Genomic DNA, 11,974 nt, shown 5'->3' on the forward strand with positions numbered 1-11,974 from the left:
GTTTCAGACGGCCTTTTTTATGTCTGTCTGTTTCGCAAAAAAAAACAGCAGCTTACTACAACATATAGTATTTTATCTGTATAATATGCATCAATTAATCAATATATTGTGTTTTAGGGGTTCAAGATGCGCCGTGCATTGATTGCAAAAATTAAAATCGCTCAAAAGGAGCTTGGTTTGGATGATGCGACGTATCGCGCGGTGTTGGAGCGGGTAACGGGCAAGCGGTCGTGTACTGAGTGCAGTATCCCTGAGCTGGAGCGCGTGGTCGAGGATTTGCGCCAGCATGGGTTTCAGCCAAAAAAAACGGCAGGCCGACGGCCAAACCGCCGCTCTTCTGCCGACCCGATGATGCGGAAAATCGAAGCCCTGCTGCTGGATAACGGCTGGAGCTGGAATTATGCGCACGGTACGGCGAAAAAAATGTTTAAGGTTGACCGCGTGGAATGGTTGTCCGACGGTAATATGCACAAGTTGGTGGCGGCGTTGCAGATTGCGGCGAACCGGAAGAAGAAGGAGGAATAGGAATGAGTGTAAGTTGGGAGATGACAGAGCAGGACTTTGAGGATGTGAAACATCTTCTGCCGCAGAGCGTGGTGGCGATGATTACAGTCATCGGGCTTGAAGCGGCGTTTCACATGGTCAAGGTTTGGGGCGGGACGAATTACCCGATTTCCAACCGCCGGCGCAATACGCGCCAGAGCCGAATCTTACACGCACAACTGGTCGAGGACATTGGTGAGGAGGCTGCGGGACGATTGGAGCGAGCTTATGCCGGACAACCTTTCTTGGCCATTCCGCGCTGCTGGGACGCGATGCGCGAGCTGCGCAACCGATTTATACGCCGGCAGTATGATGCGATGAGCGCGGAGGGTTTGAGCGATTTGGTTATTGTGCGCGAGCTGGTGCTGGCTCATCGGCTGTCTACGCGCAATATACGATACATTTTGAAAGAGGCCGACCGCGAGGCGGCGGCAAGAGCGCAGCCGGATTTATTTGTAGCTTGATTGTGTTGTGTGTTTCTTGTGAGTGGACCTTTGCCCTGCTTTTTGCAGGGCTTTTTTTTGTCTGCGGAACAGTAAGTGCATTTGTGCCGACCGTCTTATGCCGTCTGAAAAGGTTAAATAAGGTTTTGAAAATAAATTGTGATTTGATTTTCGGAGATGTTTATGGGCAAAACTGTAACTTTAACCGCCGGACACAGCAACACCGACCCGGGCGCGGTCAACGGAAGCGACCGTGAGGCGGACTTGGCGCAGGATATGCGCAACATCGTGGCGTCTATATTGCGCGATGACTACGGCTTGACCGTTAAAACCGACGGCACGGGCAAAGGCAATATGCCGCTGCGCGAAGCTGTAAAGCTGATTCGCGGCTCGGATGTGGCGATTGAGTTCCATACCAACGCGGCGGCCAGTAAAGCAGCTACGGGCATTGAGGCGTTGAGTACCGTCAAAAACAAACGCTGGTGTCAGGTGTTGAGCAAAGCTGTTGCCAAGAAAACCGGCTGGAAACTGCGCGGCGAAGACGGCTTTAAACCCGACAATGCGGGCCAGCATTCGCGCCTGGCTTATGCACAAGCCGGCGGCATTGTGTTTGAGCCGTTTTTTATCAGTAACGACACTGATTTGGCCTTGTTTAAGACTACTAAATGGGGCATCTGCCGCGCGATTGCGGACGCGATTGCGATGGAATTGGGAGCGGCGAAGGTATGAAAAAGTCTTTGATTGCTTTGGCTCTGTCTGTCTTGAAACCGCAGCTGCCTGAATTTGAGATTAAGCCTGCCAGTATTGGCTATTTGAAACAACATCCGTCTATGCGCTTGGGTAAGTCGGGTGTGGCGGCTGCGAAACGTGCGGCGCGTAAACGCAAGAATCGTCGTTAATCATGGGACAGGTTGAGTTTTACGAAAAGATGATTGAGCTGTGGTCGGCCAAAAGCCGCGAGGCAAGCGAACAGGCAAACTTGGCTGCGTTCGAATTTGCGGAGGGCGAACTGGCCAATTATCAGGAAATGCTGAAACGGTACCTGCAAACCAAAAGTGTGGAATAGCAATGCGTATTTTGGATATTTTTAAAAACCCGGCGACAGGCAATGTGTCGCACTCGAAACTGTGGGCAAACGTTGCCTGCGCGGCGGGGACGTTTAAATTTGTAATGTTGCCCGACCCTTCGGCGGAGATTTGGGCGGTGTATTTGGGCATTGTGGGCGGCTATGCGGTGGCGCGCTCGTTTGTCAGCGTGAAACGTCAGGAGGTCGAGAATGAATCTCGTGAAACTGCTGGCGAATAACTGGCAACCGATTGCCATCATCGCGCTTGTCGGCACGGGCTTGGCGGTGTCGCACCATCAAGGCTACAAGTCGGCATTTGCGAAGCAGCAAGCGGTCATTGAGAAAATGGAGCGCGACAAGGCGCAAGCCCTGCTGTTGTCGGCTCAAAACTATGCGCGCGAGCTGGAACAGGCACGCGCGGAAGCTAAAAAATATGAAGTTAAGGCGCACGCCGTCGGCATGGCTTTGGCGAAAAAACAGGCGGAAGTCAGCCGTCTGAAAACGGAAAATAAAAAGGAAATCGAAAATGCGCTTACTCAAGACCGCCAAAAAGCAGGCGGCAGTTGTATTGACGGCTTTGGCTCTCACGGCCTGCAGCTCTACAACCGCGCCCTTGGCTACGGAAATTAAGGTTGTCGAAAAGGCGGTCATGCCGACACCGCCTGCCGCGCTGATGGTCGCGCCGGTACGCCCGAATCCGCCGAAAGACGGCAAGACGGCCACGCTGTTGGAACACGCCGCTGAGTTTGGCGGCTATGTTGCCGAACTGGAAAATCAAAATCAGGCTTGGCGCGACTGGGTCAACAGTCAAGCGGAAGTTGACGGTTCGGAGGGCGCGCGATGACGACTTATCGTGAGTTGGTACAACGCACGGTCGCCTGCCGCCATGCGGACTTGGAATTGGGCTTAAGCCGTGCACGCGAACAAGAGCCGTTTGTCATTCATGTTTCCGAACTGTTGGATAAGGCCGGTATCGATTACGCGGTACGCATGGATAAGGATTTTCAGACGACCTTTTGTGTGGAGTTTTCCGCGACCGCTCCTGCTGATGTGATTGGTATTTTGCGGAAATATTACTCAGTCTTTTTTGACGGCCAAAAGGTCGAGGCGGCGAGTCGTCATCCCGAAGGCTACGCGGTCCGTATCGTATTTGGCGACGTGCCGGTTTAGGGGTTTTAAATGGACTTTGAATTTGGGTTTAAAACCCTGTGGCCGATTGCAACGGCGGCGTTTTGGTTTTGGGTCAACGGCATTTCAGGCCGTCTGAAAGAGGCTGACAAGCGTATCGACGACCTTAAAGAGGAGCTGCACGCGGTCAAGCTCTCTTATCACACCAAGCAAGATGCCAAGGCAGACCGCGACAATATTGCGGCTTCGTTGGGACGCATCGAAAACAAGTTGGAAAAAGTAAACGAAAAACTGGACAGGAAAGCGGACAAATCATGAGCGACCCGATTTTGGAAGCCTTGGCGCGTATTGAAAACAAGACTGATCAAACTCTGAAAAATCAGAAGGAAATGCAGGCGGAAATTGCACAAATCCGCCAAGACACGAAACGCACGGCCATTACATTCGGCGCACTGGGCGGCGGCGTGATTACGGTCGGCTGGGAATTGCTTAAAGCGAAAATGGGACTGTAATTATGGCTCACCCGCAAGAAATCCGTGAAAAGTTACGCCGGCTCTATGTGAGCGGCGAGCAAACTTTGGAAACGGCGGCCTTGATGTGCGAAATCCCGCAGGCCACTGCGCGTGCGTGGAAACGTGCGGATAAGGAAAAAGGCGACGACTGGGATAAGATGCGCGCCGCCTACACTTTGGCCGGCGGCGGTATTGAGGATTTGAGCCGTGCGATGTTGGCCGGTTTTATGGTGCAGTACAACAGCACGATGACGATGCTGCAGGATTCGAGTACCGAAGATTTGCCGCCGTCCGACCGTGCCAAGCTGTTGGCCAGCCTTGCCGATGCGTTTACCAAAACAGTATCCGCCAATGCCCGTGTGATGCCGGAAACGTCAAAACTGGCGACGGCTTTGGAATTGATTGAGTTCTTGATGGCGTTTGTGCAAGAAAAACACCCCAAACATTTACCTGCCTTTGTCGAGGTATTGGAGCCGTTTGGGGCGGAAGTGGAGAAGAAGTTTGGTTAGAGGCCGACAAATTTTTTTAAAAGAGTAATGAGGGTGGTGGCAGGGATGGCATTAATTGCATTTTCCGTAAGCGTACTTAATGCAGTGTCTTTGATTTTCCCTAATTCTTTTTTCAACCAGCTTTTTTCTGGATCAGAAATATCCGCTTGGTCTATTTTTGCCGCAATTAAAGCCTGAATAGATTCGCTGTGCAACTTGACCGTGATGACACCAAGAATGGCGGATAGACCACCATCATCGGCAAGAAAGTCTATACCTTTTGCATTAAGCTTCGGGAATGATCCTGTTGAACTTGAGTGTCGGTCAGTATTCAAAGTGCCATACCACATATTGATTAACCCATGCTCGATTAGGTACTGGATGTTTGTGGTCACTATACCTTCGGATTGCGCTATCGACTTAGCAATGTCTTCAATCCTTTTTGCACTGGGATATACCTGATATAAATCTTCTAAAATCGCTTTTTGAATATCTCGTTTCAACCAATTACTCATTCATTTTTTCCTTATGAAAACTAAAGAATTCCTCAAATCCCTTGCCGAACTGGCCGCCAGTTTGCGCCAAGTCATCGAAGCGGAAGTGGACGGCTTTGATGCGTCGCCAAAGGCTATTACTGCACGCCGTGCCAAGGTATTTGACCCGGTAGGCGGTTACGAGTATTTCGTCAACACCTACTTTCCGCATTATATCCGCTCCCCTGAAAAATCCGAACTGCATGAGTTTTTATTCAGCCGTCTACCGGAGATTATCCGCTCCCCTAAAGGGGAAAATGAGGCGGTGGGTGCGCCGCGTGGCGAGGGTAAGTCGACGCAGGTTACTCAGTTGTTTACGCTGTGGTGTATTGTGACCGGCCAAAAACATTATGCGGTCATCGTGATGGACAGTATCGACCAGGCGTATCCAATGCTCGAAGCCATCAAGGCGGAATTGGAGTTTAACCCGCGCCTGAAAACCGACTTTCCGGAAGTATGCGGGCAAGGCCGTGTATGGCAGGCCGGTACGATTGTGACGGCCAATGACGTTAAAGTCCAAGTGGCCGGTAGCGGTAAAAAGCTGCGCGGTTTGCGTCACGGCCCTTACCGTCCTGACCTGACCATATTGGACGATATTGAGAATGACGAGCAAGTCCGCAACCCCGAACAGCGCGACAAGCTCAATGCGTGGCTGACTAAGACTGTATTGCCTTTGGGCGGTGTCGGTCAGAAATACGATGTGATTTATATCGGCACGATTTTGCATTACGACAGCGTACTTAACCGCACTTTGAATAACCCGTTTTGGCACGGTATTAAGTTTAAGGCGATGAAACGCTGGCCCGACCGCATGGATTTGTGGGACCGCTGGGAGGAACTTTTCCGAAACGACGGCGAGACGGTGGCCGAGGCGTTTTATCAGGCAAACAAAGACGAGATGGAGCGCGGCGCGCAAACAAGCTGGGCGGCTCGTGGCGTGTTGGCACTGATGAAAATCCGTGCCCGCGACGGTCATGCAACATTTGATTCGGAATACCAAAACGACCCGGTCAGTGGCGAAGATGCGCCGTTTGCGGAAAACATCAAATACTGGTCGGAGTTGCCCGACGATTTGGTGTACTACGGCGCACTCGACCCGTCATTGGGTAAGGCGGGCGCGGGGCGCGATCCGTCGGCGATTTTGGTCGGCGGTTATCAGAAATCAACAGGCCGTCTGTTCGTAACCGTTGCCCAAGTAAAAAAACGCCTGCCCGATTTGATTATTGAGGACGTGATCCGCATCCAAAAAGAGGCGCGGGTCAAGCCTGTTTTGTGGGTGGTGGAGACGGTGCAATTCCAAGAGTTTCTCAAGGATGAGCTGATTAAGCGCGGGGCGCGGTCGGGTGTGCATATCCCCGTGCGCGGTATCAAGCCGTCATCGGACAAGATGTTGCGGATTGAGACTTTGCAGCCACACATGGCAAACGGGTTGATTTTGCTCAAACCCGACCAAAAGACCTTAATCAGCCAGTTGCGCCACTTCCCAAAAGCCGACCACGACGATGGACCCGATGCGCTTCATATGCTGTGGATGGCGGCAACAACGGGCAATGTGTCAAACAGAGCACGTGCGATTGATTTACCTGCGCCGATGTTGGAAATGTGATTTTAAGGTCGTCTGAAACCGTTTTCAGACGGCCTTTCGGAGTAAGAAATATGTTCGGATTGATTAAAAGCGCAACGCGGAAAACCGCCATCAAGACATTGACGAGCGCGACCGAAGATGCGCTGGAAAGCCTGTTTTCCAATATGGAGGGCACGGACGCGCTGCTTTCGCGTCTCGGCGTGGACAGACAGCAGGCGTTGGATGCGGTGTCGGGCGACGATGAGGTCGCCGCCTGTTTGGAGGATTTGCATTCCGCCATGCAGAACAAGGCGTGGCGCATTTATGGCGAGGACTTGAGCGACGAAGACAAAGACCGTCTATGGAAAACGCTTAAACGCCACCTGCCCGCGCTTGCCGAAATCGTCCTGACGGCGCGTCTGGGCGGCTATGGTGTCGGTCGGTACGTTTATCAGCCCGAACCCGACGGCTTTTTGACGATTAAGCATATCAGCAACAAAAGCGGCGAATTGGCGAAATACGTTCCCTACCGCGACGGTTCGCTGGTGTATCGCGGCAGCGGCGGTGAGGAAGCCTGCAATACGGACGTGCTGTATCTCTTTATTACCCACCGCGCCACTTCAACCAATCCTGCGGGCGAAATGGCGGCGGCGCGGCTGTATGCGCCGGTTGCGTTGCGTAAAAAAGGCTTTATTTATGCGGCACAATTCATCACGCGCTACGCCCAGCCGTATTTGATTGCCAAAATCCAAGCCAACAGCAACGACGACCACGACAGTTTCATGAGCCGTTTTTACCGTTTTGTGAGCGGCGGCGCATTGAGCATCGAACGCGAAGACGATGTGATGATGCTGCAAAACAGCGCGGACGGTCAGGCATTCCGCCGATTGGAAAACCTCGCCAATGCGCGCATCCAAAAAACGCTGTTGGGCAAGGTCAAAACCAGCGACCTTGAGACCGCCAGCCGCGCCAGTCAGGAAACCGAAGAAAACAACCGCGACGAGCGTATCGGCGCGTATCTCGCTCTGCTCTCCCGCGCTGCACAGCACTTTATCGACGCGCTTGTGATGGTCAACAACGCCTACGGCAAGCCGATTAATGCGCCCAAAGGCGTATGGTTTGAGTTTGAAGACGAAATCAAGGTTGATAAAACCCGAGCCGAACGCGACAAGATGTATATGGATACGGGGCAGCTCGTGTTGACCGAAACCTACTATCGCGACATCTTGGGCTTTGAGCCGGAACATTTCGAGCTGCGCGACCCGAAAGCGTCGTCTGAAAACCCTGCGCCCGCCAAATTCAGCCTGCGCCTGTCTGACGGCCTTGCCCGCAATGCGCCTGATACGGCGGAGCAGGCAATCGCCCGACCGAAGATGGAGGCGGTGTTGGGTTTACTGGAAAGCTGCAAAGACTACGCCGAATTTGAGGTGAAGCTGTCCAAACTTGATTTGAGCCAGGGCGATAATCTCTTGATCCAGCGTTTGGTTTCAGACGGCCTTTCGGCTTGGGCCGACGGAGCGGGCGATGGACGGGATTGAATACAACTTCGCCGGCTTAGTCGATAAAGCTGCTTTCGAGCATTTCAAGGCTAAGAAAATCCTGCCCGGATTCAGTCATTACGATGTTTGGCTGTATCAACACAGCCTTGCCTTTACCGTCGCCAAGATGATGGACGCGGATATGCTTGCCGAAGTCAAAGACGCCATTGAATCCGCGCAACAAAACGGCACGGCGTTTGCCGATTTTAAAAAGCGTTTAAAACCGTATTTGATGGCTAAAGGCTGGTGGGGCGAGCAAGTGATGACCGACCCGCTGGATGGCGAACCGAAATTGGTACAGCTCGGCAGTACGCGCCGTCTGAAAACCATCTTCAACACCAATATGCAAACCGCCTTTGCGGCGGGGCAGTGGCAGCGGATACAGGCAAACAAAAAAGCCTTGCCGTATTTGCGCTACAACCATTCCGCCGCCGGGCATCCGCGCGACAGCCATAAACGCTACTACGGCCTAGTCCTGCCGGTCGATCACGACATTTGGAAAGTCATCTTCCCACCCAACGGCTACGGTTGTAAATGTTCGGTGTCCGCCCTGACCCGTCGGCAGGCGGAGCGCGAGGGCATCAGCGGCGAGCCTGATGTGGATATGGTCGAGTTTACCAATCCGCGCACAGGTCAAACGGTATTGATACCCGACGACATCACGCCAAGCTTTGCGCACAATCACGGCGACCGATTGGGCGCAATGGACGCGCTGTTTGGCGAGGAAAACGGCGAAGAGGCACTAGCCGCCATGATTGCCGAGCGTGAGGCGTGGCTGGACAAGCGGTATAGCGTGCCGTCTGATAAAGTGGCGGTGTTGGCTTTGTCAGACAAGGTGTCGGAAAAAGAAGTGCGTAGGCTGACAAAAGAGCAGTCTGCCAACAATACCAAAGATCACGAAGCGAGAGCTGCGGCAGCGTGGCAGGCTGAAACGGGCGACAGGCTGGAAGTGTTCGATTTGGCGGTAGAAAAAGGCAAAGGACAAGCCGATTATCTGATTGTTTCAGACGACCTGCCCCGTGAGAAATGGGTAAAACTGGATTTTATGTTTACCGAAAATCCCGAACGTGCGGAATTGATGAACCGTTATTTTGCACACACCGCCGACGCATGGAAAGGGAAGGTTGACAATATTCAAGAGCATTTCAACAAAGCCGATGTCGTCCCGCTTGATTTACGCCATCTGAATGCGGCAAACCGGCATAAATTGTTGCAGTATGTGTTATCATTGCCAAAAGAACAGCGGGATAAAGTCCGCTTATTGGTAAAAATATCGGAGTAAGTCATGCCGTCTGAACTGTATGTCAGCTGCGAAGTAAAAGTATTTTTAGGCGGGAAAACCGCCCCGTCCGAATTGTTGGACTATCTGTACCCGCGTCTTGCCGAAATCGACAAGGAGGCCGCCGAGCAAATGCAGGGCGAGTTTTCGGGCTGCGTATTTTCGATTGCGGATTTGTCCGCTGCGGCATTTGCCCGTGTATGCGGATGGATACTTGAGGCGGCTGAAAAGTCCGAGTGGATTAAGCCGTACAAGTCCGATTTAAAAGCCGCCCTGGAAGCCGATCCAAGATTCAAGTCTATATAATCCAAAGGCCGTCTGAAACCGATTCAGACGGCCTTTTTTCATAACCGCTCAAATTTCGCGTTTTAGCGCGTTTAAATACTTGGGGCAAGCAAAGATATATCCAGCATTTTAAAATCAATCCTAGAGGCTTCTAAAACGCCCCTGAATCGAATTTTAAATAGATGAACTGCGCAAGGCCGTCTGAAACCTGATATTCGGGTTTTAGGCGGCTTTTGCATTTGGATTGGGAAGTGAAATCCTGCCGTCCGTCTTTTTGAACTTGGCAAGGCAAAATGGAGCAATGGATACGAACAACACCCCCCTCAAAATCAAATTGTCCGCCGCGCTGCCGGTTGCCTTGGCGACCGGTGCCGACAAGGTGCGTACTTTTAAAGGCGTTGCCAATTCGGGCAAGCCGTTCGGCTACGGCGGTTGTCAGACGGTCGTCGATTTGGCCCAGCTATCGCACAAAGCGTCCGTCCCCGTCCTGCTGGAGCATTCGCCGCTAAAAATGGCGGGCGTGTGCAGCCTGTCGGTAACGGCGGACGGCCTTATTGCGGAAGGCAGCCTGTTATCCAACGAGTTTGGCACGCAGATCGCCGAAGCCGCCGACCAAGGCTTCCCGTGGGAGATGTCTGTTTATGCGCAGGCGGAATCCTACGAGGAGCTGGCGGCGGGTGCAGTATTGTCCGTCAACGGCAACGAGGTAACCGGGCCGGCCGTCATTCTGCGCCGTTGTGCGATACGCGAAGTATCGTTTACCGCCGTCGGCGTAGATGGCGAGACGGAGGCGGTGGTGTTGTCGGACGGCAGCCCCTTGCCGGATATTTTTAAACAACCTTTGGAGTTATCTATGACACCCGAAGAAAAGCAAGCGTTTGACAACCTGAAAGCGGAAGTCGATACGCTCAAGGCTGAAAAAGCCGAAGCCGAGAAAAAGCTGAAAGAAGCCGAAGCGGCTGCCAAGAAAAACCAAGTCAAGGCGAAATTGTCCGCCGCCGGCTTTAAGGAAGGCGAAGACGGCAAGTTTGAAGGCTTGTCCGACGCTACCATGACCGTGCTTTTGTCTGCCGACATCGAAGCGGCAGAAGCCATGATTGCCGATTTGACGCCGAAAGCCCCCCAGTCTGCCGTACCACCCGCACTGTTGAGTGAAGGCGCAGGCAAAGACGAATCCGAACACACCGGCGAGGCGGAGGGCAAGTTCTCCGTAGCCAGCCGCAAAGGCTTATTGGGAGGCTCTTATGTCTAAAGCCAAAACCGAAATCTTAGGCCCTGCCATTTCCGACTTTTTGAAATATGAAGCGACGCCGTTAACACGTGTGGCTGTTGCTGCCGATGCCGGTACTAAAGCGGGTAGTTTTGTGACGTATCCGCTACGTAATAAAAAACTTGTTGCTTTAACAGATGAAGCTGATGGGAAAGTTATTGTTCAGCCTCTCAATTGCATCATTGAGTGTAAGGATATTTTTATCCAGGCTAAAGCTGCATTTCAGTCCGACGCGGTTATGAAAAAAGAAGGTGACGCGTATGGAATTGTTTACGTAAACCTGCAGAAATTCGGTGCATCTGATGCTTAATTATTTGAAATAAGGAAAAAATATGCCTTTATCTGACAACAGCAAATTTGGCGTGCAGGCTTTGACCACCGCCGTCAACAAAATCGACCCGGGCGCAAGCCAAATCCGCGAACTGGGTATTTTCGAACCCGAATATCTGACCACCACCTACGCCGACATTGAGTTCCAAGACGGCAAAGTCCACTTGGTAGCCAGCAAAGAGCGCGGTACGGCCGGCCAGGCGGTCGAAAGTCCGAAACGCACCGTGCGTACCGTCAAAATCCCACACCTGCCGATTCATGACGTCATCCGCGCGGACGACGTGCAGAACCTGCGTGCTTTCGGCACAACCCAAGCCGCGACCGTCATGGACAAGGTCAACGAAAAGCTGGCCGGCGGCAAATCCGACCTTGAATACACCCGTGAGCACCTGATGCTCGGCGCGTTGCAAGGCAAGATTTTGGATGCGGACGGCAGCGTGATTTTGGACATCAATACCGATTTCAAAGTGCAGCGCAAAACACAAGACATCGAATTTTCGAAAGACACGACCAAAGTCGGCGCGGTATTGGACAAACTCTTGTCCGAACAACGCCAAAAATTCAACGGTGCGCAAGTGCGCGGCTGGGTTGTCTATTGCGGCATGGAGTTTTTGAGTGCGCTCAAAGAGCATAAGTCCATCTTCGAAGTGTACAAACGTTTTGACGAAGCACGCGCCTACCGTGAAGGCGATACGCTCAATCCGACCGAGTTCGTCCACAAAGGCATCCGCTTTATCGAGTATGCCAACCATTTCGGCAGCGACGCCGACATCGATGCGGACAAAGCCATTCTGCTGCCGGTTGGCCGCAATCTCTACAAAGAGTATTTCGCGCCTGCCGACATGAATGCGACCGTCAACACCCGCGCCCTGCCGTATTACGCAAGCCGCGAGAAGTTGCAGCACGACAAAGGCTGGAGCCTGCATATGCAATCCAATCCATTGCCGATTGCGCTGCGCCCCGAGTTGTTGGCAACGCTGACCATGTCTTAAACG

The 11,974-nt window shown here is 52.6% G+C and carries 20 protein-coding genes; 19 read left to right on the forward strand and 1 reads right to left on the reverse strand.

What is annotated here, in order from left to right:
- The first annotated feature begins 126 nt into the window (after positions 1 to 126).
- From ACTHTJ_RS06270 to ACTHTJ_RS06325, 12 genes are all read left to right on the forward strand, one after another.
- On the forward strand, positions 127 to 525 hold the full coding sequence (locus ACTHTJ_RS06270) for a gp16 family protein (RefSeq protein WP_070584942.1): 399 nt from the start codon (positions 127 to 129) through the stop codon (positions 523 to 525).
- Positions 526 to 527: 2 nt separating this feature from the next.
- The gene (locus ACTHTJ_RS06275) at positions 528 to 1,007 is read left to right on the forward strand and encodes a Mor transcription activator family protein (RefSeq protein WP_070584940.1); all 480 of its coding nucleotides are present in this window, start codon (positions 528 to 530) and stop codon (positions 1,005 to 1,007) included.
- Positions 1,008 to 1,169: 162 nt separating this feature from the next.
- The gene (locus ACTHTJ_RS06280) at positions 1,170 to 1,715 is read left to right on the forward strand and encodes an N-acetylmuramoyl-L-alanine amidase (protein WP_049336174.1); all 546 of its coding nucleotides are present in this window, start codon (positions 1,170 to 1,172) and stop codon (positions 1,713 to 1,715) included.
- Positions 1,712 to 1,885: a hypothetical protein gene (locus ACTHTJ_RS06285; protein WP_049323773.1), complete on the forward strand. Its 174-nt coding sequence runs from the start codon at positions 1,712 to 1,714 to the stop codon at positions 1,883 to 1,885. Before ACTHTJ_RS06280 ends, ACTHTJ_RS06285 begins: the two co-directional genes overlap by 4 nt.
- 2 nt (positions 1,886 to 1,887) lie before the next feature.
- Positions 1,888 to 2,052: a hypothetical protein gene (locus tag ACTHTJ_RS06290; protein WP_049336995.1), complete on the forward strand. Its 165-nt coding sequence runs from the start codon at positions 1,888 to 1,890 to the stop codon at positions 2,050 to 2,052.
- A gap of 2 nt (positions 2,053 to 2,054) precedes the next feature.
- A complete protein-coding gene (locus ACTHTJ_RS06295; protein ID WP_002219316.1) occupies positions 2,055 to 2,291 on the forward strand; it encodes a hypothetical protein in 237 nt (78 codons plus the stop codon).
- A complete protein-coding gene (locus ACTHTJ_RS06300; RefSeq protein ID WP_070584938.1) occupies positions 2,263 to 2,682 on the forward strand; it encodes a hypothetical protein in 420 nt (139 codons plus the stop codon). Before ACTHTJ_RS06295 ends, ACTHTJ_RS06300 begins: the two co-directional genes overlap by 29 nt.
- Positions 2,579 to 2,896, forward strand: coding sequence for a hypothetical protein (locus ACTHTJ_RS06305; RefSeq protein WP_349267076.1), 318 nt, complete (start codon positions 2,579 to 2,581; stop codon positions 2,894 to 2,896). Before ACTHTJ_RS06300 ends, ACTHTJ_RS06305 begins: the two co-directional genes overlap by 104 nt.
- Complete coding sequence (locus ACTHTJ_RS06310) at positions 2,893 to 3,222, forward strand: hypothetical protein (protein ID WP_070584937.1); 330 nt, start codon at positions 2,893 to 2,895, stop codon at positions 3,220 to 3,222. Before ACTHTJ_RS06305 ends, ACTHTJ_RS06310 begins: the two co-directional genes overlap by 4 nt.
- 9 nt (positions 3,223 to 3,231) lie before the next feature.
- Positions 3,232 to 3,498 (forward strand): hypothetical protein, encoded by a 267-nt coding sequence (locus ACTHTJ_RS06315; protein WP_002253472.1) that lies wholly within the window; start codon positions 3,232 to 3,234, stop codon positions 3,496 to 3,498.
- Positions 3,495 to 3,692 (forward strand): hypothetical protein, encoded by a 198-nt coding sequence (locus ACTHTJ_RS06320; RefSeq protein ID WP_002219313.1) that lies wholly within the window; start codon positions 3,495 to 3,497, stop codon positions 3,690 to 3,692. Before ACTHTJ_RS06315 ends, ACTHTJ_RS06320 begins: the two co-directional genes overlap by 4 nt.
- A 2-nt stretch (positions 3,693 to 3,694) precedes the next feature.
- Positions 3,695 to 4,201 (forward strand): DUF1804 family protein, encoded by a 507-nt coding sequence (locus ACTHTJ_RS06325; RefSeq protein WP_004520456.1) that lies wholly within the window; start codon positions 3,695 to 3,697, stop codon positions 4,199 to 4,201.
- On the opposite strand, the gene ACTHTJ_RS06330 is transcribed toward ACTHTJ_RS06325, so the two are convergent.
- Positions 4,198 to 4,695: a hypothetical protein gene (locus tag ACTHTJ_RS06330; protein WP_070584936.1), complete on the reverse strand. Its 498-nt coding sequence runs from the start codon at positions 4,693 to 4,695 to the stop codon at positions 4,198 to 4,200. The genes ACTHTJ_RS06325 and ACTHTJ_RS06330 overlap by 4 nt on opposite strands.
- 13 nt (positions 4,696 to 4,708) lie before the next feature.
- Between ACTHTJ_RS06330 and terL the strand changes: the two genes are divergently transcribed.
- The 7 genes from terL (at position 4,709) to ACTHTJ_RS06365 (ending at position 11,971) form a co-directional block, all read left to right on the forward strand.
- The gene (terL, locus tag ACTHTJ_RS06335) at positions 4,709 to 6,319 is read left to right on the forward strand and encodes a phage terminase large subunit (protein ID WP_440360887.1); all 1,611 of its coding nucleotides are present in this window, start codon (positions 4,709 to 4,711) and stop codon (positions 6,317 to 6,319) included.
- A 50-nt stretch (positions 6,320 to 6,369) separates the two neighbouring features.
- Complete coding sequence (locus ACTHTJ_RS06340) at positions 6,370 to 7,815, forward strand: phage portal protein family protein (protein WP_440360886.1); 1,446 nt, start codon at positions 6,370 to 6,372, stop codon at positions 7,813 to 7,815.
- Positions 7,802 to 9,097, forward strand: coding sequence for a phage minor head protein (locus ACTHTJ_RS06345; protein WP_440360885.1), 1,296 nt, complete (start codon positions 7,802 to 7,804; stop codon positions 9,095 to 9,097). Before ACTHTJ_RS06340 ends, ACTHTJ_RS06345 begins: the two co-directional genes overlap by 14 nt.
- Before the next feature lie 3 nt (positions 9,098 to 9,100).
- Positions 9,101 to 9,400: a glycine cleavage system H protein gene (locus ACTHTJ_RS06350; RefSeq protein WP_440360884.1), complete on the forward strand. Its 300-nt coding sequence runs from the start codon at positions 9,101 to 9,103 to the stop codon at positions 9,398 to 9,400.
- Positions 9,401 to 9,680: 280 nt separating this feature from the next.
- Entirely contained in the window at positions 9,681 to 10,631 is a 951-nt protein-coding gene (locus ACTHTJ_RS06355; protein WP_070584932.1) for a hypothetical protein, read from the forward strand.
- Complete coding sequence (locus tag ACTHTJ_RS06360) at positions 10,624 to 10,959, forward strand: oxaloacetate decarboxylase alpha chain (protein ID WP_070584931.1); 336 nt, start codon at positions 10,624 to 10,626, stop codon at positions 10,957 to 10,959. Before ACTHTJ_RS06355 ends, ACTHTJ_RS06360 begins: the two co-directional genes overlap by 8 nt.
- Before the next feature lie 22 nt (positions 10,960 to 10,981).
- Positions 10,982 to 11,971: a major capsid protein gene (locus tag ACTHTJ_RS06365; RefSeq protein ID WP_070584930.1), complete on the forward strand. Its 990-nt coding sequence runs from the start codon at positions 10,982 to 10,984 to the stop codon at positions 11,969 to 11,971.
- Positions 11,972 to 11,974: the final 3 nt, after the last annotated feature.

This window comes from Neisseria sp. P0018.S001 (assembly GCF_051957355.1).
In the GTDB taxonomy this organism is placed as follows: domain Bacteria; phylum Pseudomonadota; class Gammaproteobacteria; order Burkholderiales; family Neisseriaceae; genus Neisseria; species Neisseria subflava_A.

Bases quoted from the DNA above. Each gene is read 5' to 3' on its own strand.
- ACTHTJ_RS06360 (WP_070584931.1), top strand. From the start codon at position 10,624: ATGTCTAAAGCCAAAACCGAAATCTTAGGCCCTGCCATTTCCGACTTT.
- ACTHTJ_RS06325 (WP_004520456.1), top strand. From the start codon at position 3,695: ATGGCTCACCCGCAAGAAATCCGTGAAAAGTTACGCCGGCTCTATGTG.
- ACTHTJ_RS06310 (WP_070584937.1), top strand. From the start codon at position 2,893: ATGACGACTTATCGTGAGTTGGTACAACGCACGGTCGCCTGCCGCCAT.
- ACTHTJ_RS06320 (WP_002219313.1), top strand. From the start codon at position 3,495: ATGAGCGACCCGATTTTGGAAGCCTTGGCGCGTATTGAAAACAAGACT.
- ACTHTJ_RS06290 (WP_049336995.1), top strand. From the start codon at position 1,888: ATGGGACAGGTTGAGTTTTACGAAAAGATGATTGAGCTGTGGTCGGCC.
- ACTHTJ_RS06315 (WP_002253472.1), top strand. From the start codon at position 3,232: ATGGACTTTGAATTTGGGTTTAAAACCCTGTGGCCGATTGCAACGGCG.
- ACTHTJ_RS06300 (WP_070584938.1), top strand. From the start codon at position 2,263: ATGAATCTCGTGAAACTGCTGGCGAATAACTGGCAACCGATTGCCATC.
- ACTHTJ_RS06280 (WP_049336174.1), top strand. From the start codon at position 1,170: ATGGGCAAAACTGTAACTTTAACCGCCGGACACAGCAACACCGACCCG.
- ACTHTJ_RS06285 (WP_049323773.1), top strand. From the start codon at position 1,712: ATGAAAAAGTCTTTGATTGCTTTGGCTCTGTCTGTCTTGAAACCGCAG.
- ACTHTJ_RS06275 (WP_070584940.1), top strand. From the start codon at position 528: ATGAGTGTAAGTTGGGAGATGACAGAGCAGGACTTTGAGGATGTGAAA.
- ACTHTJ_RS06365 (WP_070584930.1), top strand. From the start codon at position 10,982: ATGCCTTTATCTGACAACAGCAAATTTGGCGTGCAGGCTTTGACCACC.
- ACTHTJ_RS06345 (WP_440360885.1), top strand. From the start codon at position 7,802: ATGGACGGGATTGAATACAACTTCGCCGGCTTAGTCGATAAAGCTGCT.
- terL (WP_440360887.1), top strand. From the start codon at position 4,709: ATGAAAACTAAAGAATTCCTCAAATCCCTTGCCGAACTGGCCGCCAGT.
- ACTHTJ_RS06270 (WP_070584942.1), top strand. From the start codon at position 127: ATGCGCCGTGCATTGATTGCAAAAATTAAAATCGCTCAAAAGGAGCTT.
- ACTHTJ_RS06355 (WP_070584932.1), top strand. From the start codon at position 9,681: ATGGATACGAACAACACCCCCCTCAAAATCAAATTGTCCGCCGCGCTG.
- ACTHTJ_RS06330 (WP_070584936.1), bottom strand. From the start codon at position 4,695: ATGAGTAATTGGTTGAAACGAGATATTCAAAAAGCGATTTTAGAAGAT.
- ACTHTJ_RS06295 (WP_002219316.1), top strand. From the start codon at position 2,055: ATGCGTATTTTGGATATTTTTAAAAACCCGGCGACAGGCAATGTGTCG.
- ACTHTJ_RS06340 (WP_440360886.1), top strand. From the start codon at position 6,370: ATGTTCGGATTGATTAAAAGCGCAACGCGGAAAACCGCCATCAAGACA.
- ACTHTJ_RS06350 (WP_440360884.1), top strand. From the start codon at position 9,101: ATGCCGTCTGAACTGTATGTCAGCTGCGAAGTAAAAGTATTTTTAGGC.
- ACTHTJ_RS06305 (WP_349267076.1), top strand. From the start codon at position 2,579: ATGCGCTTACTCAAGACCGCCAAAAAGCAGGCGGCAGTTGTATTGACG.